The following is a 25,587-nucleotide window of genomic DNA, read 5'->3' on the forward strand; positions in this document are numbered from 1 at the left end:
AAGCCCCTGTTTCGACCCGAAATTGGGGGCTTTTGCGTCTGTTCGCCACATGGCGGTGAGCGGGGCGCTGCTGGTGGCCGGCACCAGCTCCGACGCCGGGAAATCGGTGGTGGTGGCGGGGTTGTGCCGGTTGCTGGCGCGGCGCGGCGTCAAGGTGGCGCCGTTCAAGGCGCAGAACATGTCCAACAACTCCGTGGTCACCGTCGAGGGCGGCGAGATCGGGCGCGCCCAGGCGCTGCAGGCGCGGGCGGCGGGGCTCGCCCCCAGCGTGCGATTCAACCCGATCCTGCTCAAGCCGGGCGGTGACCGGACGTCGCAGCTGGTGATCCGGGGTCAGGTGGCCGAGTCGGTGACCGCGGCCGGCTATGTGCGGCACCGCGACCGGCTCGCGGGCATCGTCGCGGACGAGTTGTCTTGCCTGCGTGACGAATTCGACGCGGTGATCTGCGAGGGTGCCGGGTCGCCCGCCGAGATCAACCTGCGGGACACGGATTTGGCGAACATGGGGCTGGCCCGCGCCGCGAACCTGCCGGTGATCCTGGTGGGCGACATCGACCGCGGCGGACTGCTGGCCCACCTGTTCGGGACGGTCGCGGTGCTCGAGCCCGACGACCAGGCGCTGATCGCCGGCTTCGTCGTCAACAAGTTCCGCGGGGATCCGGCGCTGCTGGAACCCGGGCTGCGCCGGCTGCACGCCCTGACCGGCCGCCCGACCTACGGCGTGCTGCCCTACGCCGACGAGCTGTGGCTGGACGCCGAGGACTCGCTGTCGGTGGTCGCGCACCGCGTCGTGGGAACGCCGGCGCCGCCGCGCGGCGACGAGTGGCTGCGGGTGGCCGCGGTCCGGCTGCCCCGGATTTCCAACTCCACGGACGTCGAGGCGCTGGCGTGCGAGCCCGGGCTGCTGGTGCGCTGGGCCGCCGACCCCGCCGACCTGGCCGACGCCGACCTGATCGTGCTGCCGGGCAGCAAGGCCACCGTCGCCGACCTGTCCTGGCTGCGCGAGCGCGGCCTGGCCGGCGCGATCGCCGGCCACGCCCGGGCCGGGAAGCCGGTGCTGGGCATCTGCGGCGGGTTCCAGATGCTGTGCGAGCGCATCGAGGACACGGTGGAATCCGGTGCCGGCGAGGTCGCCGGCCTGGGCCTGCTGGACGCCGACATCGCCTTCGAGCCGACCAAGGTGCTGCGCCGCTGGGAGCGGCCCCTGGCCGGCTACGAGATCCACCAAGGGCGGCTGGCCCGGTGCGCCGAGGACCCGTGGTTCACCGTCGGGTCGCAACCGCACGGCATCGTAAGGGGCGCCGTCTACGGGACCCACTGGCACGGCCTGCTCGACAACGACGACTTCCGCCGCGCGTGGCTCACCCGGGTCGCCGCCGCGGCGGGGCGCAGCGGGTTCGTGTTCGCCGACACCGACGTCACCGCGCGGCGCGATGGCCAACTGGACGCGATCGCCGACCTGCTGGCCGCCCATCTCGACGTCGACGCCGTCCTGGGCCTTTTGGACGGGCCGCCGCCGCGGCGGCCGTGTCTCGCGAGCCGGCTGCAGCCGTGAAACCTCGCGCGAGCTGGCCCATTGGCTGTAGCGTGCGTGAGTGCACTCGATGATGAACACGCTCGACGGGTTTCCCGTCCCGGTGTCCGTCGCCGGCCCGGAAAAGGGCGTCGTCGTCGTCATCCTCGGCGACCAGGAGCGTGCCCCCGTCGCGTATGACGCGGTGTGCGAGCGCCTGCACACCGCCTCGTTGCGGACCGTCGTCATCGGACTGGACCAACGGCTGACGGCCAAATCGGTTGTCGGCATCCTCGATGCGCTGGGCATCCGCTGGGCCGTGGTCTTCGGCGACCGCGCCGGCGGTGAGCTGGCCTGGGAACTGGCGGCCACGCGGCTGGGCCGGTTCGTGGGTCTGATCGTCATCGACCGCGGGCATCCGCGGGTGCCCGACCCCGGCGGGGTGGTCCGCGACGAGCACTGCCCGCCGGTGGAAATCGGCACCACGGTGCTGGTCAGCTCCGCGGCCGCCAAGGCTGCGGCCGACGCCAGCCAGCGGTACGTCTACGCCGAATACCGCGTCGTGGACCTGGGCCGGCGCACCGTGCAGGAGTCGACGGCGCAGCTGGCCGCCGAGATCGTCTTGCGCACCAGCACCTGGTAGCCGCGGTGAGTTCTGCGGGCGGTTCGGACTCGGCGATGTTGTCGCTGGCCGCGCTGGAACAGCTGGTGCAACGCGGCGTGGTGGACACCGTCATCGTGGCGTTCGCCGACATGCAGGGCAGGCTGGTCGGCAAGCGCATGGCCGCCGGGCTGTTCGTCGACGAGGTCGCCGCGCACGGCGCCGAGTGCTGCAGCTATCTGCTGGCCGTCGACGTCGACATGAACACCGTGTCCGGGTATGCGATGTCGAGCTGGCAGACCGGCTACGGCGACATGGTGATGACCCCGGACCTGTCCACCCTGCGCCTCACCCCGTGGCTGCACGGCACCGCGCTGGTGATCGCCGACCTCGGCTGGGCCGGCGGCGGTGAGGTCGCCGTCGCGCCCCGGGCGGTCCTGCGCCGCCAGCTCGACCGGCTGGGCGCCCGCGGGCTGACCGCCGACGTCGCCACCGAGCTCGAGTTCATGGTGTTCGACGAGTCGTACCGGCAGGCCTGGGCCGGCGGCTACCGCGGGCTGACGCCCGCCAGCGACTACAACATCGACTACGCGATGCTGGCGTCGTCGCGCATGGAGCCGCTGCTGCGCGACATCCGGCACGGCATGGCGGGGGCGGGCCTGCGGTTCGAGGCCGTCAAGGGCGAGTGCAACAGGGGCCAGCAGGAGATCGGCTTCCGCTACGACGAGGCGCTGGTCACCTGCGACAACCACGTGATCTACAAGAACGGCGCCAAGGAGATCGCCGACCAGCACGGCAAGAGCCTGACGTTCATGGCGAAATACGATGGGGCCGAAGGCAACAGCTGCCACATCCATCTGTCGCTGCGCGATGGGGACGGCGTCGCGGTGTTCGACGACGGCGACCGCCCGCACGGCATGTCCGCGACGTTCGGCAGTTTCCTCGCAGGCCTGCTGGCCACCGTGCGCGAACTGACGTTGTTCTACGCGCCGAACATCAACTCCTACAAGCGGTTTGCCGACGGCAGCTTCGCGCCCACGGCGGTGGCCTGGGGGCTGGACAACCGCACCTGCGCGCTGCGGGTGGTGGGCCACGGCCGCAACATCCGCGTCGAATGCCGGGTGCCCGGCGGCGACGTCAACCCCTACCTCGCGGTGGCGGCGCTCATCGCCGGGGGGCTGCACGGTATCGATCAGGGCCTGCAACCACCGGCGCCGTACGTCGGGAACGCCTACGAGGCAACGGGACTCGAGCGGCTGCCCACCACGTTGGCCGACGCGGCCGCGGTGTTCGGGGCGTCGGCGCTCGCGCGGGAGGCGTTCGGCGACGACGTCGTCGCGCATTACCTGAACAACGCGCGCGTGGAGTTGGCGGCCTTCAATGCGGCGGTCACGGACTGGGAGAGGATGCGTGGGTTTGAGCGGCTCTGAGTCGGACGGTGGCGACCCGCGTCGCCCGGCTACGCCGCGCTTGCGATCGCCACGTAGCCGGCCCGTCGTCGGCCTGACGGCTTATCTCGAGCAGATCCGTACCGGGGTGTGGGACATCGCCGCCGGATATCTACCCGCCGATTACTTCGAGGGCGTCGTCATGGCCGGCGGCATCGCGACACTGGTGCCGCCGCAGCCGATGGACGCCGAGGCGGCCGGTGCGCTGCTGGACAGCCTGGACGCGCTGGTGATCACGGGGGGCTACGACCTCGACCCCGCCCATTACGGCCAGGATCCGCACCCGGCCACCGACGCGCCCCGCACCGATCGCGACGACCTGGAATTCGCGCTGCTGCGCGGCGCCCTGGACCGCGGCCTGCCGGTGCTGGGCATCTGCCGCGGCGCCCAGGTGCTCAACGTGGCGTTCGGCGGCACGCTGCACCAGCACCTGCCCGACGTGCTGGGTCACGGCGGGCACCGGGCGGGCAACGGGGTGTTCACCCGGCTGCCGGTGCGCACGGTCGCGGGCACCCGGCTCGCCGCGCTGCTCGGCGAATCCGCCGACGCGCCCTGCTATCACCATCAGGCCATCGACAAGGTGGGTGACGGCCTGGTGGTCAGCGCGATCGACGCCGACGGCGTGGTCGAGGCCGTCGAGCTGCCCGGCGAGCCGTTTGTGCTCGCGGTGCAGTGGCACCCGGAGAAGTCGCTCGACGACCCGCGGCTGTTCAAGGCGTTGGTGCAGGCCGCGCGATCGTCCGCGGAAAGCCGATGACCGCAACGCAATTGGTCAACCCCGCGACCGAGGAGGTGCTGACGTCGGTCGACCTGTGTGACGCGGCCGCGGTCGACGACGCCGTGGCGCGCGCCGCGGCGGCCCAGCGGCGCTGGGCGCGGCTGGCCCCGGCGCAACGCGCCGAGGGCCTCCGGGCGTTCGCCGCCGCGGTCGACGCGCACGCCGACGAGCTGGCCGCGCTGGAGGTGGCCAACGCCGGGCACCCGATCGCGTCGGCCGAATGGGAGGCCGGCCACGTCCGCGACGTGCTGACGTTCTACGCGGGCAGCCCGGAACGCCTGTCCGGCAGGCAGATTCCGGTCGCCGGCGGGCTCGACGTGACGTTCAACGAACCGCTGGGCGTGGTCGGCGTGATCACGCCGTGGAACTTCCCGATGATGATCGCCTCCTGGGGCATCGCGCCCGCGCTGGCCGCCGGCAACGCCGTGTTGGTCAAACCCGCCGAATGGACGCCGCTGACCACGCTCCGGCTCGGCGAGCTGGCGGCGCAGGCCGGGCTCGATCCGGACCTGCTGCAGGTGCTGCCCGGCACGGGCGCGGTGGTGGGGGAGCGGCTCGTCACCCACCCGGGCGTGCGCAAGGTCGTGTTCACCGGCTCAACCGAGGTGGGCAAGCGGGTGATGGCCGGCGCGGCGGCCCACGTCAAGCGGGTGACCCTGGAACTGGGCGGCAAGAGCGCCAACATCGTGTTCGCCGACTGCGACCTGGAGCGCGCGGCCGCGACCGCCCCCGCCGGGGTGTTCGACAACGCCGGGCAGGACTGCTGCGCCCGTAGCCGGATCCTGGTGCAGCGCAACGTGTATGACCGGTTCATGGAACTGCTCGAGCCCGCGGTGCGGGCCGTCGCCGTCGGGAACCCCGCCTCAAGGGACACCGAGATGGGCCCGCTGGTATCGGCGGCGCACCGCGACAGGGTGGCCTCCTACGTGCCCGACGACGCCCCCGTCGCCTTTCGCGGCACCGCGCCGTCGGGCCCCGGGTTCTGGTTCCCGCCAACGGTACTCACGCCGCGGCGCACCGACCGCAGCGTCACCGAGGAGATCTTCGGCCCGGTCGTCACCGTGCTGCCGTTCGACGACGAGCACGACGCCATCGCGGTGGCCAACGACACCGCCTACGGCCTGTCGGGGTCGATCTGGACCGACGACCTGTCCCGCGCCCTGCGGGTGTCGCGGGCGATCGAGTCCGGCAACCTGTCGGTGAACTCGCACTCGTCGGTCCGCTACAACACCCCCTTCGGGGGTTTCAAGCAGTCGGGGTTGGGCCGCGAGCTCGGCCCGGACGCGCCGCTGCAATTCACCGAGACCAAGAACGTCTTCATCGCGATCGAGGAGCCTTAAGTGATCGACCTGACCCAACGGCTGGCGGGCCGCGTCGCGGTGGTCACCGGCGGTGGCGGCGGCATCGGCCTGGCCGCCGCGCGGCGGATGCACGCCGAAGGCGCGACCATCGTGGTCGGCGACGTCGACCGCGACGCGGGCGCCGCGGCCGCCGAGGAGCTGTCCGGTTTGTTCGTGCCGACCGATGTTTCCGACGAGGGCGCGGTCAACGCGCTGTTCGACGCGGCGGCGCAGGCCTACGGCCGGGTCGACATCGCGTTCAACAACGCCGGCATCTCTCCGCCCGACGACGATGTCATCGAGACCACGGAACTTGCTGCGTGGCAACGGGTTCAGGACGTCAACCTGAAATCGGTGTACCTGTGCTGCCGGGCCGCGCTGCGCCACATGGTGCCCGCGCAGAAGGGCTCGATCATCAACACGGCGTCGTTCGTCGCGGTGCTGGGATCGGCGACGTCGCAGATCTCCTACACCGCCTCCAAGGGCGGTGTGCTGGCGATGTCGCGGGAACTGGGCGTGCAGTACGCGAGGCAGGGCATCCGCGTCAACGCGCTGTGCCCGGGGCCGGTCAACACCCCGCTGCTGCAGGAGCTGTTCGCCACGGACCCCGAGCGCGCCGCCCGCCGCCTGGTGCACGTTCCGTTGGGCCGCTTCGCCGAGCCCGACGAAATCGCCGCCGCGGTGGCCTTTCTGGCCAGCGACGACGCGTCGTTCATCACCGCCTCGACGTTCCTGGTCGACGGCGGCATCAGCTCGGCCTACGTCACCCCGCTCTGACTAGGCGACGGTGCCGCGGTACACGGCGACGGGCGCCGAGGCCGTCGCCCAGGCCGGCGGCGCAGACAGCGTCCCGACCGGCGTCCCGCGACCGAGCCGTGGGCCGGAAGCCGGGCGGCCCGGCTTGGTGAGCAGGGCGCACAACGCCGCGCGTTTGTTGCGGGCATTCAGGTGCTTGATCGCGGAGTCCGACGGCGCCGACAGCGAACTCAGCCTGGACAGTGCGGCTGTGGCCGGCGCGAGCTGGGCGTCCAACGACGTCAGCGGCGACGCCGAAAGCGCCTGCAACGCTTCGGGAATCGTCGACATCACCCGGGCGCCGGCCGATACCACGTCCGGGGCCGATTTCAGGGCCCAGGTGCCCGCGCCGTGGTCGCCCGGCGGCGAAGCGAACGGCGTCAGCGATGTCGCCTCCGCCGAGGCGGCGGCGTAGGCGTACATCGTGGCGGCGTCGCGGGCCCACATCCGCTCGTACTCCGCGTCGGCGTCCGCGATCGCCGCGCTGGCCTGCCCCAGGCAGTTTTCGCCGGCCAGTGACCGCCGCCGCGCACGGTTGGCGGTGATCTCCAGCGGCGGCACCATCGCCTCGCATGCCGAGCGATGGGCGTCGGCCGCCGCCGCGAGCCGCGTCGCCGCCTGGTGGGCTTGGGCGGCGGCGATGTCCAGCCAGTCGGTGTACGGCGTCGTGTCGTGTCGTGCCATTTTTGCCGTGACGGCGCGGTAGTCGGCGGCCGCGGTGCTCAGCCGAACGGCCAGCCCGTCCCAGGCCGCGGCGGCCAGGGTCATCGGTCCCGCGCCGGGACCGGAATACATCAGCCCGGAGTTGATTTCCGGTGCCAGCGTCGCGAAATCCATTACCACCTCGGTTTTGACATGGACTCTCCCCTGAGATAGACGCAGGGGTTACACGGTTGGTTCGCTGATCGATCAGCGGCGCGCGACGCAGAACCGGGTCAAGATGTCGGGGCCGGCCCGGATGGCCGCGGGCGCGCACGGCCGCGCCCCGCGGGGCTGAAAACCGAACGCGGCGAACGAGACTTGCGCGACCAACGGCGGCGACACGGGGCTCCATGCCGGGGGCCGGTCCTTCGTCATCCAGGTCGCGTGGAACGGCTTCTTGTGCGTGGGCGCGGCGTCGTGCGAAGCGTGCGCGCCAGCGTCCGGTATCGCCTGAGACCAGGCGGCCGGCTCCGGCGGCGCCGCCGCGGCGAATTGTGGCCGCAACGCCGAACCCGCGACGAGGGCGACGAAGACGCCGAGCGCGGCGACGATCGCGATGGCCGACCGCCATCGTCGGGCTTCGCGGGCGCCTCGGGATGTCACAGTGGCCCGAATCTACAACGCGGAACCGGAAGAACGATCGGAGCGAGCTGTGAAAACCCGCAAAGTCGGGTGTCTGGTTCGCGGCGCCGACGTGCCGGTCTTTGTCCGCCGCGCTCGACACCGCGCCGCGGTATTGAAAACATGCGCGTTCATTTGTGGCGTAGGGTTGACATAACCGCGATGCGGTCGGGGCGCCGCGGAACTGTCAGCGAATATCACAAGGGGCGAACGTTGTACGCGGCCACCTGCCGCCACTGTGGCAGGCAAATTGTCCAGCACCCGTCGGGAGTGTGGATCCCCGGCGATGGGTCCGTGGAAAGTGATCCCAACGGCTTCTGTTGCCGCAAGTCGGGCAGCGGGAGCCGGCCCCGGATGTTGCACGAACCCATGCCTTTTCAATTGGCGGGCGCACCCCGGTGGCTGGCGGGCGTGGGCACCGACTCCGCCCCGCAGGGAGCCTCACCTCGGCGTGGCCGAGGCCGCCGGCGGCGCCACGACGGCAGGCCGCTGGTCCCCGCGGCTATTCGGATGCGGGCGCGACAGGCCCTCGCCCGGCTGAGGGACGTAGCCCGGTTCCGCGTGGCCTGGTGGTAACGGGCCGGGTAGCTCGGCGGCTCAGAAAACGATCAGCGGGATGGCCATCTCGGCGGGGGTTGGGCCGCCGTGAAAACCGATGAGCCGAGCGGTTTCCGGCGGCTCGTGCGCGGTCGCCAGCACGGCGGTGTCGCCGGTGCAGACGACCACGACGTCGCCGATTCGCGGCAGGTGGGCCGGGCTGACCGGGCCGAACATGCCGGTGGCCACCGCCTGCTGGCGGCTGTAGACGTGTGCGCGACCGTCGAGCGCCTCGCTCCAGGCGGCCCGCACATCCGCCGCCGCCCCCGGCTCGGTGTGCAGGTAGCGCACCCGCGGCTCGCCGGCGACCACCCGGACCCCGGCACCCAGCCGCGGGTCGGCGTCGAGGTCGACGCGGGCGTCCGCGGGGACGTTCAGCCCGCCGTGGTCGGCGGTGACCAGCAACGCCGCGTCCGGGGGCAGCGCCTCGACCAGCCGGGTCAGCAGGGCGTCGACGCGGGCCGCGGCCTCGTGCCACCGCTGCGAACCGATGCCGAACAGGTGGGCCGCGGTGTCCAGGTCGGCGGTATAGCCGTAGACCAGCCCCGGCGCGGCGATCAGTTCACCGGCCAGCACGGCGGCGTAGTCGTCGCTCGGCCGCGTCGGGCGAAACCTGGCCCCGCCGTAAGCGGCGTCGGTCAGCCCGCTGCCGATGAACGGCGCCGGCAGCACCGCGCGGGCCGCGATGCCGGCCCGCTCCAGCCGCGCGAACCAGGTTGGCAGCGGTTGCCATTCGGCGTGCGGCGGGTCGTCCCGCCACACGATGTGGGTGAGCACCCGATCCGTGCCCGGCACGTTGAGCGTGAAACCCAGGATGCCGTGCTCGCCGGGCCGCGCCCCGGTGCCGAGCGACACCAGGCTGCTCGGCGTGGTCGACGGGAAGGTACAGGCGAGTTCGGTGAGCCGCCCCACCTCGCCGGCGAGCACCGAGGCCAGCATCGGCGCGGTCCCGGCCAACTCGGGTAGCAGGTGCCGGCCCAGCCCGTCCACCAGGACGACCGCGACGCGGTCTTTCGCGCCGACCGACTCCACGAGGCCGAGGCGGTCGACCGCGCCCGGCGCCCCGAGCAACGCGGCCGCGGCGGGCAGCACGTCGCAGATGGAACCGGGCACGGGAGCAAGACTAGACCGGCGCCAGCCGTTGGCTGGTCACCCGCAGCTGCCGCTCGGTGCTGTCGGCGAGCGCGCGTACCTGCTGCGGGGACAACCGGCCGCACAGCCGGCCCCAGTGCACCGCGACCTCGTCGCCGACGGCCACGTCGGGCACGGCGCTGTACCCGTCGGCCCAGACGTCGAGCGTTCGCGCCGCGGGGTCGGCCAGTGTCAGTGCCCGGCCGTCCCAGAGGAGCCGCCGACACCTGACCGCGACGTTGTCGTTGTCACGGGAAACCACTGTGCCCCAGCCGATTCGGCAGTTGTCGAGCACGCTCAACGGATGCTCGTCCATGCCCCGCCCCAAGAACCGGGTCCACGGGTATACGCCGAACACGTGAAAGCAGTGGTTGGCGGCGGCCTCGCCCGCCAGGGCGGCCGTGAGGTGTGACCAGTAGCGGCCGGCCTGCGGGCCGATGATCGCCAGCAGCGTGTCGAAGAAATCGTGCGGGTCCAGGCCGGCGCCCACACCGCCGCCGAGCCAATAGGATTCGACGAGCCGGTAGTCCAGCGGGTCGGCGATGCCGGTCAGCCTGGACAGGACTTGCAGGTAGGGCCAGGCACCGGAAAACCTCGTCGCCGCAGCGCGCACCTCGTCGACCGAGCCGTCTCGCAGGGTGGCCCCCAGTGGGGGACCGCAGTAGCCGAGCGCGTTGGGGGCGTAGGCGTAACGCGCGAACATCTCGACACCGCGGCTGTCGGTCAAGCGCGCCCCACCAGCTTGACCGCGTCTCGGTGCATGCGTCCGAAGTTGTAGTAGGCCGCGCACGCCCCCTCGGGCGACACCATGCAGGTGCCGATCGGTGTCTCGGGGGTGCACGCGGTGCCGAAAACCTTGCACTCCCAGGGCTTGAGCACGCCCTTGAGCACCTCGCCGCACTGGCAGGCCTTGGGATCGGCGACCCGCACGCCCGGCATGGCGAACCGTAGCTCGGCGTCGAACTCCGCGAAGTCGTCGTGCAGGCGCAGCGCGCTCTGCGAGATGAATCCCAGCCCGCGCCATTCGAAGTGCGGGCGCAGCGCGAACACCTTGCCCATCAGCGCCAGCGCGGCGGGGTTCCCGTGCTCGGGGACCACGCGCTTGTACTGGTTCTCCACCTCGCAGCGGCCCTCACGGATCTGGGTCAGCAGCATCGCGACCGCCGCCAGGATGTCCAGCGGCTCGAAACCGGCCACCACCAACGGCTTTCGGTACACCTCCGGCACGAACCGGTAGGGGCGGTTGCCCACCACCGTCGACACGTGCCCGGGGCCGATGAAACCCGACAGCCGCAAATCAGGTGACTCCAGGATGGCCTTGATCGGCGGCACGATCGTGACGTGGTTGCAGAAGACGCTGAAGTTGGGCAGGCCGAGGTCGCGGGCGCGCACCAGCGTCACCGCCGTCGAGGGCGCGGTGGTCTCGAAGCCGATGGCGAAGAACACCACGTGCTTGTCGGGGTTGTCGACCGCGATCTTCAGCGCGTCCAGCGGCGAGTAGACGAACCGCACGTCGGCGCCGCGCGCCTTGGCGTCCAGCAGGCTGCCGGCCGACCCGGGTACCCGCATCATGTCGCCGAAACAGGTGAAGATCACGTCGGGCTGGCCGGCCAGCCACATCGCGTCGTCGATGCGGCCCATCGGGATCACGCAGACCGGGCAGCCGGGCCCGTGCACCAGCTCCACGTTGTCGGGCAGCAGGTGTTCGATGCCGTGCCGGTAGATGGTGTGGGTGTGCCCGCCGCACACCTCCATGAACTTGAACTCTTCGCCGCCATCACCGGCCAGGCGCTTTATGGCGCCCAGCAGCTTGCGGGCCGCGGCCGGATCGCGGAACTCGTCGACGAATTTCATTGCGCGCCTTCCCTAAACGATGGCCGACGAGTCGAAGGCTTCCATCTCGGTGGCGTAGGCCTCACCGAGTTTCTTGATGGCGGCCAGGGTGAGCAGCGCCTCCGTCTCGTCGATCTTGGCCATGGCGAACCCGACGTGCACCAGGACCCAGTCGTCGGGCTCGGGCATGTCGTCTTCCAGCAGCCGCACGCTGATCGTGCGCTGGACGCCGCTGACGTCGATCTTCGCCAGATAGTTTGCGCGGTCGGTGATTTCGACGATCCGGCCCGGAATCCCAAGACACATCTCAGTTCATCTCCTCTCAGCAGATCCGCGGCAGCGGGTCGCCGACCAGCATGTCGACGATCCGGGTCCCACCGAATCCTGTTCGCAGCACCACGCTTTCGGCCGGTTCGGAAACGATTTCCCCGACCTCGGCGGCCTCGGCGCCCAGCGGGTGCGAGCGCAGCGCCGCCAGCCCGGCCTCGGCCTCCTCCGGCGCGACGACGGCGACGAACTTGCCCTCGTTGGCCACGTAGAGCGGGTCGATGCCGAGCAGCTCGCAGGCGCCGTTCACCATGGGCCGCACGGGCAGTCGCTCCTCGTCCAGCAGCACGCCGAGGCCGCAGGCCTGGGCCAGTTCGTTGCAGACGGTGCCGACCCCGCCGCGGGTCGCGTCGCGCATCCACCGGGTGGACGGGGCCGCCGCCATCAGCAGCTCCACCACGGGGCTGAGGCACGCGGTGTCGGAGACGATGTCGGCCTCGATGGCCAGGTCGCCGCGGGCCAACATGACGGCCATGCCGTGGTCGCCCATCGAGCCCGACAGCAGCACCCTGTCACCGGTGCGCACCGACCCGGCCGACAGCGTGCGCCCGGCCGGGATGACACCGGCCCCGGTGGTGGTGACGAAAAGCCCGTCGGCCGCGCCCTTGGGCACCACCTTGGTGTCGCCGGTGACGATCTGCACCCCGGCGGCGACGGCGGCGGCCGCCATGTCGGCGACGATCTCCTTCAACTCGGCGATTCCGAAACCTTCCTCGATGACGAACGCCGCCGAGATCCACGACGGCACGGCGCCGGCCATCGCGAGGTCGTTGCAGGTGCCGTGGACGGCGAGTTCGCCGATCGACCCGCCGGGAAAACGCCTGGGCTGCACCACAAACGAGTCGGTCGACATCGCCAGGCGCTCGCCGCCGGGCAGTGCCAACACCGCGCCGTCGCCCAGGGATTCCAGCAGCGGGTTGCGGAAGGCCTCCAGGAACACCGCGTCCACCAGCGCCGCCGACGCCTTGCCGCCGGCCCCGTGGGCCAGGGTGACGTGGTCGTCGAGCAGCCGGGGGCGGCGCCTGCGGAACGACTCGATGCGCTCGATCACCTCGCCCTCGGCGAACCGCGGCCCCGACGAAAGGTATTCGCCCGCCGGCTTGCTCATGCCGCCCCCAAATCTTCATCGCCCAAACGCTGGTGCACGCTCAGCCACAGCCGATAGCCCAACAGGGCCTGTGACTCCTGGATGCGGTGCACGCTCTGCGACCGAACGACGAAGCAGGCGTCCACGTTCGGGTTGTCGGCGAAGGCGCCGCCGTCGTAGCCGGCGAAGCCGACGGTGTACAGGCCGCGCCGGCGTGCCTCGGCGAGCGCCGCGAGCAGGTTGGGCGAACCGCCGCTGGTCGACATGGCGATGGCGATGTCGCCGGCCTTCGACCTGGCGATCAGCTGGCGGGCGAACACCAGCTCGAACCCGACGTCGTTGCCCAGCGCGGTCATCACCGCCTGATCTGCGGTCAACGGCCACGCGGGCAGCGGCTTGCCGAGCGGCGGCCGGGCGAACAGCCGCGCCAGGGTGGTGGAATCGGTGCAGCTGCCGCCGTTTCCGAAGGTGAACAACCGCCCGCCGGCCGCGAAGCGGGCCGCCATCGCGGTGGCGGCCGTCTCCAGTCGGTCGGCGTTGGCATCGAGGGTGGAGCGGCGCAGCGCGAGGCTCTCGGCGGCCTTGGCCTGCGCCGAGGCGGCGAGGTCGGCCAGCAGCGAGCGGGGGTCGTCCTCCTGTGCGTCGATGAACGGGTACAGGAAGTTGGTGGGTTCGTCCTGGCTCATCAGCCCTCCTCGTCCAGCCTGCTGATCGCCGTGCCCGCGTGGACCAGGACCAGGTCGCCGGCGGCGACTGGGTCGACGAGCGTGGTGACCACGTCCTCGACGCCCCGCGCGGTGCGCACGGTTGCCTGCCCGTCGGCCGACGCCGTCACCACCTCGCCCAGGCGCCCCTCGTCGCTGCACGTCACGCAAACAGTTTCGGAGCATTCGTCTTTCAGCAGCCCCGCATGTTCGAAGCACACGTGGGTCAGCTCCCACAGCAGGTGATAGAACAGCACGAACCCGCCCGTCGCGGGCACCCGCGGGTCGGGGTCGTCGAGCCACAGCACGTGGTCGGCCATCCCGGCCGCCGGGCGCCGGCCGCTGCCGATCCAGATCGTGGTGGCGCCCCAGGCGGGGCCGCGGCGCATCACGGAGCGCACCTGCGGGTCGTCCGCGCCGGAGACCGCGATCACGATGTCGCCGGGCCGCACCGACACCCGCACCAGGTCCACCAGGTCGGGTCCGGTGAGCGCCACCGCGGGCAGCGCCCGCTTGCCCATGATCACCGGGTGCACGAACTCCACCGCGATGTGCTGCGCGTGCGGTTCCCACGACGGCGCGATGGACCACATCGTCGCCCCCGCGGCGAACCGCTTGGCCAGCGTGAACGCGGTGGCGGCCAAATCCTCGGCCAGTCCGGCGCCGAGACCGCGATCGATGGCGGAAGTGGTCATGATTGCGCGTCCTCCATCCCCCTCAGCATGGAGACCGCGGCCTGACCCAGCGCCAGCCCGCCGTCGTTCGGCGGGACGGTGTGGTGGGTCAGCACCTCGAACCCCCTGCGGCGCAGCCGCTCATGGCAGGCGCGCAGCAACAGCACGTTCTGGAAGACCCCGCCGGTGAGGCCGACGAGCCGGGTCTCGCCGGCCGCCTGGGCGACCGCCTTGGCGACGGCGTCGGCGACGGCCTCGTGGAATGCGGCGGCCAGGGCCGCCGGCCGGGCGCCGTCACGCAGCGCCGCCACCGCCGCCCGCACCGTCGTGGTGGGGTCGATCACCCCGTCGGCCCGCACCGTCAGCGGCAGCGCCGGGCCGGGGGCGTCAAGCGCCGACTCCGCCAGCGCCTCCAGCTCGATGGCGGCCTGGCCCTCGTAGTCGATCCGGTGCCGCACCCCGAGCAGCGAGGCGACGGCGTCGAACAGCCGGCCCATGCTCGAGCACGGAACGCATCCGGCGCCGCTCTCCAATTGCGAACGGGTGAGGCGCAATTCGTCCGGGGTCGCGGCCGCGACCGGCGCGAGGTCCCCGGTCCAGTCGACACCCGCCGTCCACAGTTGCGACAGCGCCATCCGCCACGGGTTGCGCACCGCGGCGTCGCCGCCGGGCAGCGGGACCGGCAGCAGGTGGCCGACGCGAACGAACCGGTGGCTCTCGGTGCCCAGGGCGAGGATTTCGCCGCCCCAGATCGTGTGGTCGCGGCCATAGCCGGTTCCGTCGAACGAGACCCCGATGACAGGTTCGCCGATGCGCCCGTGCTCGGCGAGCAGCGCGACGACGTGCGCGTGGTGGTGCTGGACGAGGTCCAGCGGCCGATCGCCCGCGTGCCGCTCGGCCCAGTCGCGGGTGTGGTAGCCGGGGTGCAGGTCGGCGGCCAACCGCGCCGGCGCGCCGCGTATCCCGGTGAGCTGATCCACCGCGCGCTCGAAGGCCCGCAGCGTCTCCCACGTCGCCATGTCGCCGATGTGGCCGGACAGGTAGGCGCGCGAGCCGTCGGTGAGGCAGAAGGTGTTTTTCAGCTCCCCGCCCACGGCGAGGACGGCCGGGCCCGCCCGGCCCAGATCGACCGGCAACGGCGCATACCCGCGTGACCGTCGGATGGGCAGTTCCGTGGGCCTCCCGGCGCGAGCAGACGCAAAAGCCCCCGACACGCCGGGCGTGCCGGGGCTTTTGTGTCTGCTCGCCGAGGCGAAGTTGACCACCCGCACCACCGAGTCGTCGCACGGCACGTGGATCGGCCGGTTGTGGTCGAGGACCGCGTCGCACAGCGCCGGAAGCCGCCGCGCGGCATCGTCATCGGTGAAGCAGATGGGCTCGTCGGAACGGTTCGCGCTGGTGAGCACCAGGGCGTCGGGCACCGGCGCGGCGGCGCCGGGCACGGGCGCCAGCAGCAGGTGATGGATGGGGGAGTACGGCAGCATCAGGCCGAGCAGCGGGCTGCCGGGAGCGACGGCGTCGGCGACCGGCGCGCCGGGTCGGCGTCGCAGCAGCACGATCGGGCGGGCCGGACCCGACAGCACCGCGGCCTCGTCGGCGTCGACGTGCGCGTAGCGGCGCGCGACGTCGAGGTCGCGTACCAGCATCGCGAAGGGCTTGGCGCCCCGCGCCTTTCGTGCCCGCAGCGCCGCGACCGCCGCGCCGTCGGCGACGGCGCAGGCCAGGTGGTAACCGCCGATGCCCTTGACGGCGACCAGCGCGCCGGCGGCCAGCGCGCGTTGGGTGGCCGCCAGCGCGGCGTCCGACCCGGTGACGGGCCCCGCCGGCGACGAAAACCACAGCGACGGGCCGCAATCGGGGCACGCGATGGGCTGCGCGTGGAACCGGCGATCGGCCGGATCGTGGTATTCGGCGGCGCAGCGGTCGCACATCGCGAACGCCGACATGGTGGTGGCCGGGCGGTCGTAGGGCAACTCGCGGATGATGGTGAACCGCGGCCCGCAGTTCGTGCACGTCACGAACGGATGCCGGTGGCGGCGGTCGCGCGGGTCGAACAACTCGCGGATGCAGTCGTCGCACACCGCGATGTCGGGCGGAATCGGCGTTGCCGCACCGGTGATCGTCCGGCTTGCCACGATGCGGAACCCGCTGCCGCCGTCACCGGCGGCGATCTCGGTTGCGGTGATGGCGCTGATCCGGGCCAGCGGCGGCGCGTCCGCGCGCAGCCGGCGGGCGAATTCGTCGATGCGGGCGCGGTCGCCCTGCACCTCGAGGAAGACGGCGCCGGAGTCGTTGCCGACGAACCCGGCCAGGCCCAGCTCGCTGGCGATGCGGTGCACGAAAGGCCGAAAGCCGACCCCCTGGACGACACCGGTCACGGTGAAGCGCCGCCGGACATCGTGGGCCCGCAGCAGCAGGGGGGATTCGGTCATCTCAACCGGCCTCCGGGCCGATCGTGGGGTCGGCGCGGCCCCTGCCCATCAGCTCGAGGCCGGCCATCGCCTGCTCGGCGCCGGCGCGGTCGGTCTTTTCGACGGCGAACCCCATGTGGATGATTATCCAGTCGCCGGGGGAGAACGTCTCCTCCGGCAGCATGCCGACGTTGACCCTGCGCTGCTCACCGGCGACGTCGACCAGCGCGAGCTGGCCCTCGTAGCCGTCCAGCATCCGGATCACCTGGCCCGGTATCCCGAGGCACATCAGCGGTCCACCCGCGCGGACGCCTGCAGCGCCGCGACGATCTCCTCGACGGCCCGTGCGGCGCGGGGGACCGCCCTGGCCACGGGCTCGGTCAGGCCGATGCCCTCCTCGACGCTCCCCGCCTCGCACCCGACGACGACCGTGTAGGGCGGGCTGCCGCCGAGGGCACGCAGGCTGGCGAACACGGCGGCCGGATCCATGCTGTGACCGTCGAGACCAGCTGTGCCACAACCGGATTCGTGGTCGGCCTGGAATACGTGCAGTGTGCCGGGGTTGCCGCGGCTCGGCACGGCGTCGACGAGGACGAGGGTGTCCCAGTCCTCGAGGAGGTCGTAGGCCAGGTGCATACCCCGGATGCCATAGTCGGTGACGCGGACGCGGGAGTCGCCCTGCGGGATCTCGGTGCTGCGGACCACTTCCGAGCCGAACCCGTCGTCCCCCAGGAAGATGTTGCCGATCCCGGCCACCAGGATGCGCGTTGTCATCTCCTCGCCCGGGCGGCTACATCCGCCGCAGTTTCAGGTAGCGGCGGGCGTCGGGAATCGACACCAGCCCGAACACCAGCCCGATCGCGACCACCAGGGCGATGATGGCGAGGAATATCCAACCCAAGACTTCCATTTCGAACTCCTTTCACGTCGCGGGTTGCGAGGCTTCGAGCGGCTCCACTTCGTCGGGGGAGAAGTAGAGGTAGCGGCCGTACCAGTCGTGCAGTTCGGCGGCGGGGTCGTCCTCGACGACGACCGCGACGTGCTTGTTGCCCTCCACGTCCTCGTGCACCGACGTGACGCGGGCGGCCTTGCCGGCGACGAAGATGTCCTGGGCGTCGGCGTTGCGCCTCGGCCGCAACCGGACCCTGCTGCCGCGGGCGACCCGTACCCCGTTCACCAGCACCGCATCGATCTCCGGGCGAACCGCGTTGTCGGCCAGCGGATCCCACCAGTCGACCCCCTCGGGGATCTCCGGGACGAGGCCCGAGATGGCGTGCGGGTCGCGCAGTACACCGTGCAGGCGCGCCATCGACTCCGGGGACATCGCGTCACACTGGTCGATGATGTGCGCGGCCCGCGGATCGGTGGCCCGGGCCTGCGCCTTCTCCTCCTCCGTCATCGTCATCACGCGCAACGTGAGGATCTCGTCGATCTCCGTGCAGTCGTACAGTGCGGTGCCGCTCTGCTCGGCGACCTCCGGGTGGTCGTAGAGGATGATCGGCGAGATCAGCAGGATGTCCCGGGTGCCGACGGGTCCCGCCAGCACCGGGAAGCACCGGTGCCGGCCGCACCGCGACACCGCCTCGGCGGCGCCCGGTGGCGGCTCGAGCAGCGAAACGAACTCACCGCCAACGACTTCGGCGATGACGTGGGTGCCGATCATGGACCGGGCGATCGCGTCGGCTTTGTCGCCGACGGCCTCCCCGACGTTGCCGACCCGCACGGAGACCCGGCGCAGGTCACCGTCGGGCTCGCTGGCGACCGTCAGCAGGCCCCGCACCTCCTGCCGCCGGCGCACCAGGCGCCCGCCGTCGACGTATTCGACGTCGGTCGCCGCGTCCGCCGCGAAGGGCAGTTCGCGCGGCCCGTCCTCGAAGGCGAGCGGGCCGAACGATCGTTCGCATTCCACCGCCTCGTCCCAGGTCAGCCACGACCCGGCCGCGGTCCGCAGCTCGTCGACCGGTTCGAATTCCCCGTGGGCGAACTCTCGCTCGGCACGCCGGTGCTGCAACTGCAGGAACCGCACCACCAGCGTCAGGGCTTGGGCGGCCCCGTCGACCAGGAAGTCCGCGGCGAGGCTGTCGTCCTCGCCCAGGCCCGCGTCCGCGGCGCCGGGCGGGCCCAGAACGCCGAACTGCCAACGCGACTGATTCTTGGTCGACGTCCCCCGGTACGGGTAGAGCAGGTAGCCCTCGTACAGCACCGCGTCGGCGACGGCGCGGGCCCGGTCCCAGCCGGAGGTCATCGGGCCTCCTCGCGGTCGGTGTCCAGCAGCGAGGTGACCGCGTGGTCGAGGTCGAGCAGGCCTTGCGCCGACTTGTAGGCGGCCAGCGCCGCGATGGTTTCGTGGCTCAGGCGCACCCAGCCGGCGTTGGGGTAGTGCTGTGCGATCAGGTCCCGCCAGACCGTGACCGGCATGTCGTAGCGATATTCGCAGTCCCACGGCACCTGCTGGACCGAGAACCCGCGTTCGGACTTCACGAAAATGGTTCCGCTGAAAAGGAATTGGAGCGGCAGCGCGCCGTCGCGCAGGGCATGCAGGTACTTGGCGGCGGCAACCTCGAAGTCGTACGTGCAGTCCAGCGGGAGCGCGACCGTCGTGTTCCCGGCGAAGCCGGGCACCATCGCGGTGGCGTGTTGCCAGAGGAAGGTGCGCTGGGTGGTGGCCCAGCGTTCGCGCGGCCCGAACAGGTCGAGCAGCCCGGCCGCCTCCTCCTCGGAGTAGGAACGCCGCAGCGGTTCGATCCTGACCTGGCAGCGCAGCGAGATCGCGTGCACCGGATCGTCACCGCCGGTGGCGACGCTGACCCGCGCCGTCAACACCGGGCTCACCGAGTACGGTTCGGGCGCCACGTCGAGCACCGCGAAGTTCACGTCCATGTGTTCTGCGGTCATGGCGGTGTCTCTACCGCGCGGGCCTTGATGTCGGCGAAGAAGCCGTCGATGAACGCGCGGGCCTCCTGGCCACCGTCGAATCCCCGCCACATCATCCGCAGCCGCCCGACGAACTCGTAGCAGGCGTCGATGGGAACCAAATAGGTTTGCGGCTCGGCGTTTTCGTCGTCGTCGGGCACCCGGACCAGCAGCGCCTCGACGTCGTCGGCCACCAGCCCCGCCCGCGGGTCGGCGCCGCCGACCGAGCGCCAGGCGTCCAGATCGAGTTCGGATTCGCACGCGCCGGCCGGGCCCGGGTAGAAGGCCACCGTGCGCCCGAGCTCGGAGTTGGTGAAGAAGAAGGCGACGCCGACCGGGATCTGCAGCGCCTCCCACGCGCGGCGGTCCAGCGCGAAGCCCGGAAACGCCAGGTACCGGTCCGGCACCGCCCGATAGCGCAGCTCGGCCGCCGAATCGGTGAACAACAGGTAGCAGGCGCGGCAGACGCACATCAGCTGCCGGGCGCCCACGTTGACCACGTGCTGGTGCTCGTCGGCGATCGCCTCGGCGCACATCTCACAGCGTTCCCCGGCCGGCTCGGGGGCCGCCCGGTTGCTTCGGATCCGGCTCAGCACCTCGAACGGGGTGCTCACGGCCGGGCCCCCATGGGTTCGCCGAGCGCCACCGACGGCATCCCCTCGCGAAGCAGCAGGGGCAGCGGCTCGAGGTGAGTTCCGTCGGGGCCGGCGCCCGCGTGCACGATGTCGAACTGCGTGCCGCAGCGCGGGCAGCCCAGCAGCGCGTCGCTCAGCTGCGCGCCCGCCAGCGTGTCGTCGCACACCGGGCAATGGTCGCGGTAGGCCAGCGGCAGGTCGCCGACCCGGCATACCAGCAGCGGCGTGCCCGACACCAGGAACCCCGCCACCTCGCCGGGAGCGAGATCGCCCACCTCCGGCACCGGATGCCAGCCGGCGCTGTGCCCGTTCGACTTCACGTGCGCCATCAGCGATTCGGCCGGAATCACGGTGGCGGCTTCCTCCGTCGAGGCGGTGGCCACTTCGATCGACGTGATCTCCGGCGCCGCCGCACGGACCGCGTCCTCGACCGCCAGCTCCAGCGTCACCGCCGACGAGGGGCAGGTCTTGCAGCTTCCCCGGAACGCCAGCCGCACGGTGTCGCCGTCGATCTCGAGCAGGTCGACGTCGCCGCCGTGCGAGCCGAGGTACGGTCGCACCCGGTCCAGCGCGTCCGACACCCGCCGGTGCGCGTCGTGCGGGTGCAGCCCGTGGACGAGGAGCAGGCTGGCCACCAGGTCGTCGGTGGCCAGCCGCTCGGCCAAACCGGCGTCACCGGCCCGCATGATCCGTTCCAGCGCGGCCCCGTAGAGCCCGACCACCTCGCTTACCAGCTGTTGGGCGCGCTCGTGCGCGGCGGCCCCACCCGCCGCGCAGGAATCCAGCAGCGTCTGGATCCGATCGCCCGCCATGCGCCATTGCGCGTCGTCGAGGAGCTCCGGGCGATCCGCCATGCCACCTCCAATACGGTGACGACCCGCTGCGCCCGGCTCCGCCGCGCTTGCGATCGTCACTGCTTCACCACGGTGACGACCCGCTGCGCCCGGCTCCGCCGCGCTTGCGATCGTCACTCCCCGACGGGTGACTGCGTGGGCGTGTGCAGTCTGTCCAGGGTCTTGCCCTTACCCAGGTACATGTGCACGCCGCACGGTAGGCACGGGTCGAAGCTGCGCACCGTGCGCATGACGTCGATGCCCTTGAAGTTCTCCCGGCCGTTCTCCTCGAAGATCGGCTGCCCCTGCACCGCGTCCTCGTAGGGCCCCGGCGTCCCGTAGCTGTCGCGCGGGTTGGCGTTCCACGGGGTGGGCGGGTACGGGTGGTAGTTGGCGATCTTGCCGTCCCGGATCACCAGGTGGTGGCTGAGCACGCCGCGCACGGCCTCGGTGAAGCCGCAGCCGATGGCCTCGTCGGGCACCTCGAACTTTTCCCACGTCTTGGTGCGCCCGGCGCGGATCTCCTCGAGCGCCTTCTCTGCGAAGTACAACCCGCACGCCGCCGCGTAGGCCTGGAAGTAGGTGCGCGCCCGGTCGCGTTCGATCGTGTTGCTGCCGTACTTGGGCACCTTCCACTCGAACTCCACCGGGCCCTTCAGCGCGGTCTTGGGCAGGTTGATCTTGACGCTGTTGCCGGTGGCCTTGACGTAGCCGATGTCGACCAGCCCGGCCAGCGCGGTCGCCCACAGCCGCGCCAGCGGGCCGCCACCGGTGTCCAGCGCCAGGTGATCCTTGCCGTCGAACCAGCGCGGCGACATCACCCAGCTGTACTTGCCGCCTTCCATGTCGCGCTTCTGCGGGTGCGGGTTGGTGTGCTGGTTCCACGGATGCCGGCGGTCCACCGGGTTGCCGAGCGGATCGGTCTTGACGAACATCTCCTGATCGGTCCAGTCGTCGTAATACGAACTGCCCAACAGGATCCGGATGCCGAGGTTGATGTCCACCAGCGAGTGGGTGACCAGCTTGCCGTCGACCACCACGCCCGGGGTGACGAACATCGCGTTACCCCAGCGCTCCATGTCCTTGTAGGCGAAGTTGCACACCTCGGGGTCCTGGAAGGAGCCCCAGCAGCCCAGCAGGGTGCGGCGCAGCCCGACCTTCTCGTAGCCGGGCAGTGCGGTGTAGAAGAAGTCGAACAGGTCGTCGTGCATCGGCACGACCTTCTTCATGAACTCGACGTAGCGCATCAGCCGGGTCATGTAGTCCGTCATCAGCTGGATCGTCGCGACGGTGCCGACCCCGCCGGGGTACAGCGTGGACGGGTGCACGTGGCGACCCTCCATGAGGCAGAACATCTCTCGGGTCCAGCGGCTGACCGCCAGCGCCTCGCGGTAGAACTCGCCGCTGAACGGGTTCAGCGAGCGCATGATGTCGGCGATGGTCCGGTAGCCGTGCGCGCCGGCCTGCGGCGCCGCGGTCTTCTCCGCCAGGGCCAGCACGCTCGGGTTGGTCTCGCTGACCATCTTTTCGCAGAAGTCGACGCCCACCAGGTTTTCCTGGAAGATGTTGTGGTCGAACATGTATTCCGCGGCCTCGCCGAGGTTGACGATCCACTCGCCGAGGTGCGGCGGCTTGACCCCGTACGCCATGTTCTGCGCGTAACACGAACAGGTGGCGTGGTTGTCGCCGCAGATGCCGCAGATCCGGCTGGTGATGAAGTGGGCGTCGCGGGGGTCCTTGCCCTTCATGAAGATCGAGTAGCCGCGGAAGATCGACGAGGTGCTGTGGCACTCGACGACTTCCCGGTTCTCGAAATCGATCTTGGTGTAGATGCCGAGGCTGCCCACGATCCTGGTGATCGGGTCCCATGCCATGTCGACGAGCTGGCCGGGTTCCCGCTTGGCGGTGGTCGGCTCGGGGACGATTGTTGTCATCGAAATGTCTCCCTGTGCAGTGGGGATGAAGCGCGCCGGCCCTGGTAGAGGGGATCTACCAGGTGCGGCGGGCTCCTGTGGTGAGTTGGTCGCCGTTGTGGCGCCAGCGCGGCTCCTTGTCGACGGTGCGGCCCGTGACGCCGCGGAGGCTGCGGATCACACTGCCGTACAACCCGACCGCCGTGCTGGACAACTTGCCGCCCGGCGGCTCGTCCATGAACGGCATGAACTTGTCCGGGAAGCCCGGCATGGTGCAGCCGATGCAGATGCCGCCGACGTTCGGGCAGCCGCCGACGCCGTTGATCCATCCGCGCTTGGGCACGTTGCATTTCACGACGGGACCCCAACAGCCAAGCTTCACAATGCATTTGGGCGATCCGTACTCGGTGGCGAAATCGCCCTGCTCGTAGTAGCCGGCGCGGTCGCACCCCTCGTGCACGGTGTTGCCGAACAACCACTTGGGCCGCAGCGCGTCGTCGAGCGGGATCATCGGTGCCTGACCGGTCGCCATGTAGAGCAGGTAGGTCAGGGTCTCCGACAGGTTGTCCGGATGGATCGGGCAGCCGGGGACGCAGACGATCGGGATGCCGGCCTTGCTCTTCCAATTCCAGCCGAGGTAGTCGGGAACCCCCATCGCCCCCGTCGGGTTGCCGGCCATCGCGTGGATGCCGCCGTAGGTGGCGCAAGTCCCGACGGCGACGATCGCGGTCGCCTTGGGCGCCAGCCGGTCGAGCCACTCGCTGGTGGTCATCGGCTGGCCGGTGGCCGGGTCGTTGCCGAACCCGCACCAGTAACCCTCGTCCTTGATCTTCTCGTTGGGGATGGATCCCTCGACGACGAGCACGAAGGGCTCGAGCTCGCCGCGATCGGCTCGGAAGAACCACTCGAGGAAGTCGTCCGCCCCCCCGTTGGGTCCGCATTCGAAGTCGATCAGGGGCCAGTGCACGGCAACCTTGGGCAAGCCCGGAAGCGCACCGAGTGCTATTTCCTCGACGCTGGGCTGGGTGGCAGCAGTCAACGCCACCGAATCGCCGTCACAACTGAGCCCCGCATTGATCCATAGGACGTGGATCAATGTCTCTTCTGCTTTGACTGCCGCTTCTGTTGGCATGACGCAGCTTTCCGGAGCTGGGCTGGGATGCTCCTACGCTGCCGGAGTCGACCGTCGGCCCACTTGCGCAGCGTTGATTTTGGGTCTACTCCCGCCGCACACCGTTGTCAACGGTCCTTGGTTTGCCGGCAAATGCACATATGCCTCACAAGGCCCACGGGCCGGCCATTGCCGTTGCCCGGCAAGGAAGTACGGCGCCCCGGCGCGGCGTCACCAACCCGTGAGCCAGCCTAATGAGGGAGGCGAACGAAAAAGGCGTCATGCGATCCATTCGCAGGATTTCCGGGGCCGAATGAATTGCGCCGGCCGGTCAGCCCGCGGAGTCCGCGGCGAACCGCCGCAGCCATCCGAACCAGGCCCCCATGCCGGCCCCGGTGCGGGCACTGACCGGCAGGATCTCGGCCTCCGCGTTGACCTCGCGCACGTGCGCGATGTACGAGTCGACATCGACGTCGAGGTGCGGCACCAGATCAATCTTGTTGAGCAGCACCACATCCACCGACCGGAACATCACCGGATACTTCAGCGGCTTGTCCTCGCCCTCGGTCACCGAGTAGACCATCGCCTTGGCGTGCTCGCCGACGTCGAACTCGGCCGGGCAGACCAGGTTGCCGACGTTCTCGATGATCACCAGGTCCAGGCCGGGCAGGTCGAGGCCGGGCAGCGCCCGATTGACCATCGGCGCGTCGAGATGGCATTCGCCGCCAAACCCATTGCTCGTGTTCAGCAGCGAAACCTGGGCGCCGCGACCGCTGAGCTTGGCCGCGTCCAGGTCGGTGGCGATGTCGCCCTCGATCACGCCAATCGCGAATTCCCCGGTGAGCTCGTCGAGCGTCGCCTGCAGGATGGTCGTCTTCCCGGACCCGGGCGAACTCATCAGGTTCAGCGTGCGGATCCCGTTGCTCTCGAAGGCCGCCCGGTTGGCGTCGGCGAGAACGTCGTTCTCGGCGAAAATCGCCTCCAGCACGTCGACGCGCTGCCTGCCCGTCCGGTAGGAGCTGTGGTCGCCGTGTTCGTGGTCGGGCTGGTCGTGATCGTGGGCGTGCACGGTGCCGTCATCGTGCCGATGAAATCTGCCCATGATCGAATCCGTTCGCGTGCCTATGGCCGAATCCTAATGCGCGGCGCAACCCGGCCGCCCGAGCGTGAAATCCGCGACACGTCACCGGCGTGTCACGTCGTGAATTTCACGTTCGGCGCCGGGGCGGCAAAGCGCCTGAGCGTCCTGCGGTTTGGCTACCGGCCCTACGAGACGTCCAACGACGTCACCAGGAACTCGTTGCCGCGCAGCACCTCGACGTCGGGGCTGTCGCACTCCGGGCACCAGATCGACCAGGCCGAGGTGATCTCCGACTCGCGGCCGCACGACCGGCAGCGCACCTCGGCGGCGACGCACTCGAGTTCCAGCTCGGCGTCCGGCATCTCCTCGGAGTCGCGCACCAGCGTCCAGCAGAACGACAGCGATTCGGGAACCACCTGCCGCAGGGCCCCGATCCGCACCCGCACCACGTCGACGTGCCGCCCGTCGGCGTGCGTCTTGACCAGGCCGGCGATGGCCTCGCACAACGACAGCTCGTGCATGGCACTGTTCTACACCTT

At 70.7% G+C, this 25,587-nt stretch carries 25 protein-coding genes and 1 pseudogene; 6 read left to right on the forward strand and 20 right to left on the reverse strand.

What is annotated here, in order from left to right; genetic code table 11:
• Nucleotides 1–55: 55 nt before the first annotated feature.
• The 6 genes from A5705_RS07035 to A5705_RS07060 are packed head-to-tail and all read left to right on the forward strand — an operon-like array spanning nt 56 to nt 6,457.
• Nucleotides 56–1,555 carry a cobyric acid synthase gene (locus A5705_RS07035; RefSeq protein ID WP_068276504.1) on the forward strand — a complete coding sequence of 500 codons (1,500 nt, stop codon included), beginning with the start codon at nt 56–58 and terminating at the stop codon, nt 1,553–1,555.
• A gap of 49 nt (nt 1,556–1,604) precedes the next feature.
• Nucleotides 1,605–2,156, forward strand: a complete 552-nt coding sequence (locus A5705_RS07040) for an alpha/beta hydrolase (RefSeq protein WP_067880450.1) — start codon at nt 1,605–1,607, stop codon at nt 2,154–2,156.
• 35 nt (nt 2,157–2,191) lie between these two features.
• Complete coding sequence (locus A5705_RS07045) at nt 2,192–3,544, forward strand: glutamine synthetase family protein (protein WP_068276506.1); 1,353 nt, start codon at nt 2,192–2,194, stop codon at nt 3,542–3,544.
• Nucleotides 3,495–4,319 carry a gamma-glutamyl-gamma-aminobutyrate hydrolase family protein gene (locus tag A5705_RS07050; protein WP_156763052.1) on the forward strand — a complete coding sequence of 275 codons (825 nt, stop codon included), beginning with the start codon at nt 3,495–3,497 and terminating at the stop codon, nt 4,317–4,319. Before A5705_RS07045 ends, A5705_RS07050 begins: the two co-directional genes overlap by 50 nt.
• Nucleotides 4,316–5,680 (forward strand): aldehyde dehydrogenase, encoded by a 1,365-nt coding sequence (locus A5705_RS07055; protein WP_068276428.1) that lies wholly within the window; start codon nt 4,316–4,318, stop codon nt 5,678–5,680. Before A5705_RS07050 ends, A5705_RS07055 begins: the two co-directional genes overlap by 4 nt.
• Entirely contained in the window at nt 5,681–6,457 is a 777-nt protein-coding gene (locus A5705_RS07060; protein ID WP_156763053.1) for a 3-oxoacyl-ACP reductase, read from the forward strand.
• Here the strand turns inward: A5705_RS07060 and A5705_RS07065 are convergent, their stop codons facing one another.
• The 20 genes and pseudogenes from A5705_RS07065 to A5705_RS07160 form a co-directional block, all read right to left on the reverse strand.
• The gene (locus A5705_RS07065; RefSeq protein WP_068276430.1) at nt 6,458–7,312 is read right to left on the reverse strand and encodes a PPE family protein; all 855 of its coding nucleotides are present in this window, start codon (nt 7,310–7,312) and stop codon (nt 6,458–6,460) included.
• A 72-nt stretch (nt 7,313–7,384) separates the two neighbouring features.
• The gene (locus A5705_RS07070) at nt 7,385–7,780 is read right to left on the reverse strand and encodes a hypothetical protein (RefSeq protein WP_068276434.1); all 396 of its coding nucleotides are present in this window, start codon (nt 7,778–7,780) and stop codon (nt 7,385–7,387) included.
• A gap of 615 nt (nt 7,781–8,395) precedes the next feature.
• On the reverse strand, nt 8,396–9,508 hold the full coding sequence (locus A5705_RS07075; RefSeq protein WP_068276437.1) for an alkaline phosphatase family protein: 1,113 nt from the start codon (nt 9,506–9,508) through the stop codon (nt 8,396–8,398).
• A 10-nt stretch (nt 9,509–9,518) separates the two neighbouring features.
• A complete protein-coding gene (locus A5705_RS07080; RefSeq protein WP_255400240.1) occupies nt 9,519–10,253 on the reverse strand; it encodes a DUF6390 family protein in 735 nt (244 codons plus the stop codon).
• The gene (gene hypD, locus A5705_RS07085; protein ID WP_067880468.1) at nt 10,250–11,380 is read right to left on the reverse strand and encodes a hydrogenase formation protein HypD; all 1,131 of its coding nucleotides are present in this window, start codon (nt 11,378–11,380) and stop codon (nt 10,250–10,252) included. Before hypD ends, A5705_RS07080 begins: the two co-directional genes overlap by 4 nt.
• Nucleotides 11,381–11,392: 12 nt before the next feature.
• Nucleotides 11,393–11,665, reverse strand: a complete 273-nt coding sequence (locus A5705_RS07090; protein WP_067880471.1) for a HypC/HybG/HupF family hydrogenase formation chaperone — start codon at nt 11,663–11,665, stop codon at nt 11,393–11,395.
• A gap of 16 nt (nt 11,666–11,681) precedes the next feature.
• Complete coding sequence (gene hypE, locus A5705_RS07095) at nt 11,682–12,794, reverse strand: hydrogenase expression/formation protein HypE (RefSeq protein ID WP_082956333.1); 1,113 nt, start codon at nt 12,792–12,794, stop codon at nt 11,682–11,684.
• Entirely contained in the window at nt 12,791–13,459 is a 669-nt protein-coding gene (locus tag A5705_RS07100) for an SIS domain-containing protein (protein WP_067880474.1), read from the reverse strand. The genes hypE and A5705_RS07100 overlap by 4 nt, the downstream gene beginning before the upstream one ends.
• Entirely contained in the window at nt 13,459–14,172 is a 714-nt protein-coding gene (locus A5705_RS07105) for a HypC/HybG/HupF family hydrogenase formation chaperone (protein WP_067880478.1), read from the reverse strand. The genes A5705_RS07100 and A5705_RS07105 overlap by 1 nt, the downstream gene beginning before the upstream one ends.
• Nucleotides 14,169–16,583, reverse strand: a complete 2,415-nt coding sequence (locus tag A5705_RS07110; protein ID WP_067880481.1) for a carbamoyltransferase HypF — start codon at nt 16,581–16,583, stop codon at nt 14,169–14,171. Before A5705_RS07110 ends, A5705_RS07105 begins: the two co-directional genes overlap by 4 nt.
• A 1-nt stretch (nt 16,584) precedes the next feature.
• Nucleotides 16,585–16,851, reverse strand: a complete 267-nt coding sequence (locus tag A5705_RS07115; RefSeq protein ID WP_067880484.1) for a HypC/HybG/HupF family hydrogenase formation chaperone — start codon at nt 16,849–16,851, stop codon at nt 16,585–16,587.
• Entirely contained in the window at nt 16,851–17,336 is a 486-nt protein-coding gene (locus A5705_RS07120; RefSeq protein ID WP_067880487.1) for a hydrogenase maturation protease, read from the reverse strand. Before A5705_RS07120 ends, A5705_RS07115 begins: the two co-directional genes overlap by 1 nt.
• Before the next feature lie 126 nt (nt 17,337–17,462).
• Nucleotides 17,463–18,807 (reverse strand): annotated as a pseudogene (locus tag A5705_RS07125) (hypothetical protein); the annotation flags it as partial.
• Nucleotides 18,804–19,457 (reverse strand): DUF6084 family protein, encoded by a 654-nt coding sequence (locus A5705_RS07130; protein WP_067880495.1) that lies wholly within the window; start codon nt 19,455–19,457, stop codon nt 18,804–18,806. The gene A5705_RS07130 and the pseudogene A5705_RS07125, both read right to left, overlap by 4 nt.
• Nucleotides 19,454–20,089: a DUF5947 family protein gene (locus A5705_RS07135; protein ID WP_067880498.1), complete on the reverse strand. Its 636-nt coding sequence runs from the start codon at nt 20,087–20,089 to the stop codon at nt 19,454–19,456. The genes A5705_RS07130 and A5705_RS07135 overlap by 4 nt, the downstream gene beginning before the upstream one ends.
• Nucleotides 20,086–20,964, reverse strand: a complete 879-nt coding sequence (locus A5705_RS07140; protein ID WP_067880501.1) for a NifU family protein — start codon at nt 20,962–20,964, stop codon at nt 20,086–20,088. The genes A5705_RS07135 and A5705_RS07140 overlap by 4 nt, the downstream gene beginning before the upstream one ends.
• Before the next feature lie 113 nt (nt 20,965–21,077).
• Nucleotides 21,078–22,877 carry a nickel-dependent hydrogenase large subunit gene (locus tag A5705_RS07145; RefSeq protein ID WP_067880504.1) on the reverse strand — a complete coding sequence of 600 codons (1,800 nt, stop codon included), beginning with the start codon at nt 22,875–22,877 and terminating at the stop codon, nt 21,078–21,080.
• A 55-nt stretch (nt 22,878–22,932) separates the two neighbouring features.
• On the reverse strand, nt 22,933–23,988 hold the full coding sequence (locus A5705_RS07150; protein WP_067880507.1) for a hydrogenase expression protein HypE: 1,056 nt from the start codon (nt 23,986–23,988) through the stop codon (nt 22,933–22,935).
• Between the two features lie 310 nt (nt 23,989–24,298).
• On the reverse strand, nt 24,299–25,069 hold the full coding sequence (hypB, locus tag A5705_RS07155) for a hydrogenase nickel incorporation protein HypB (RefSeq protein WP_068276443.1): 771 nt from the start codon (nt 25,067–25,069) through the stop codon (nt 24,299–24,301).
• A gap of 164 nt (nt 25,070–25,233) precedes the next feature.
• Nucleotides 25,234–25,569: a hydrogenase maturation nickel metallochaperone HypA gene (locus A5705_RS07160; RefSeq protein WP_068276449.1), complete on the reverse strand. Its 336-nt coding sequence runs from the start codon at nt 25,567–25,569 to the stop codon at nt 25,234–25,236.
• Nucleotides 25,570–25,587: the final 18 nt, after the last annotated feature.

The sequence above is a fragment of the Mycobacterium sp. E787 genome (assembly GCF_001668725.1).
Classification (GTDB): domain Bacteria; phylum Actinomycetota; class Actinomycetes; order Mycobacteriales; family Mycobacteriaceae; genus Mycobacterium.

Excerpts from the sequence above, each read along its gene's own strand:
- A5705_RS07040 (WP_067880450.1), top strand. The coding sequence starts at position 1,605 with ATGATGAACACGCTCGACGGGTTTCCCGTCCCGGTGTCCGTCGCCGGC.
- A5705_RS07045 (WP_068276506.1), top strand. The coding sequence starts at position 2,192 with ATGTTGTCGCTGGCCGCGCTGGAACAGCTGGTGCAACGCGGCGTGGTG.
- A5705_RS07050 (WP_156763052.1), top strand. The coding sequence starts at position 3,495 with ATGCGGCGGTCACGGACTGGGAGAGGATGCGTGGGTTTGAGCGGCTCT.
- A5705_RS07055 (WP_068276428.1), top strand. The coding sequence starts at position 4,316 with ATGACCGCAACGCAATTGGTCAACCCCGCGACCGAGGAGGTGCTGACG.
- A5705_RS07065 (WP_068276430.1), bottom strand. The coding sequence starts at position 7,312 with ATGGATTTCGCGACGCTGGCACCGGAAATCAACTCCGGGCTGATGTAT.
- hypD (WP_067880468.1), bottom strand. The coding sequence starts at position 11,380 with ATGAAATTCGTCGACGAGTTCCGCGATCCGGCCGCGGCCCGCAAGCTG.
- A5705_RS07090 (WP_067880471.1), bottom strand. The coding sequence starts at position 11,665 with ATGTGTCTTGGGATTCCGGGCCGGATCGTCGAAATCACCGACCGCGCA.
- hypE (WP_082956333.1), bottom strand. The coding sequence starts at position 12,794 with ATGAGCAAGCCGGCGGGCGAATACCTTTCGTCGGGGCCGCGGTTCGCC.
- A5705_RS07100 (WP_067880474.1), bottom strand. The coding sequence starts at position 13,459 with ATGAGCCAGGACGAACCCACCAACTTCCTGTACCCGTTCATCGACGCA.
- A5705_RS07105 (WP_067880478.1), bottom strand. The coding sequence starts at position 14,172 with ATGACCACTTCCGCCATCGATCGCGGTCTCGGCGCCGGACTGGCCGAG.
- A5705_RS07110 (WP_067880481.1), bottom strand. The coding sequence starts at position 16,583 with ATGACCGAATCCCCCCTGCTGCTGCGGGCCCACGATGTCCGGCGGCGC.
- A5705_RS07115 (WP_067880484.1), bottom strand. The coding sequence starts at position 16,851 with ATGTGCCTCGGGATACCGGGCCAGGTGATCCGGATGCTGGACGGCTAC.
- A5705_RS07120 (WP_067880487.1), bottom strand. The coding sequence starts at position 17,336 with ATGACAACGCGCATCCTGGTGGCCGGGATCGGCAACATCTTCCTGGGG.
- A5705_RS07130 (WP_067880495.1), bottom strand. The coding sequence starts at position 19,457 with ATGACCGCAGAACACATGGACGTGAACTTCGCGGTGCTCGACGTGGCG.
- A5705_RS07140 (WP_067880501.1), bottom strand. The coding sequence starts at position 20,964 with ATGGCGGATCGCCCGGAGCTCCTCGACGACGCGCAATGGCGCATGGCG.
- A5705_RS07145 (WP_067880504.1), bottom strand. The coding sequence starts at position 22,877 with ATGACAACAATCGTCCCCGAGCCGACCACCGCCAAGCGGGAACCCGGC.
- A5705_RS07150 (WP_067880507.1), bottom strand. The coding sequence starts at position 23,988 with ATGCCAACAGAAGCGGCAGTCAAAGCAGAAGAGACATTGATCCACGTC.
- hypB (WP_068276443.1), bottom strand. The coding sequence starts at position 25,069 with ATGGGCAGATTTCATCGGCACGATGACGGCACCGTGCACGCCCACGAT.
- A5705_RS07160 (WP_068276449.1), bottom strand. The coding sequence starts at position 25,569 with ATGCACGAGCTGTCGTTGTGCGAGGCCATCGCCGGCCTGGTCAAGACG.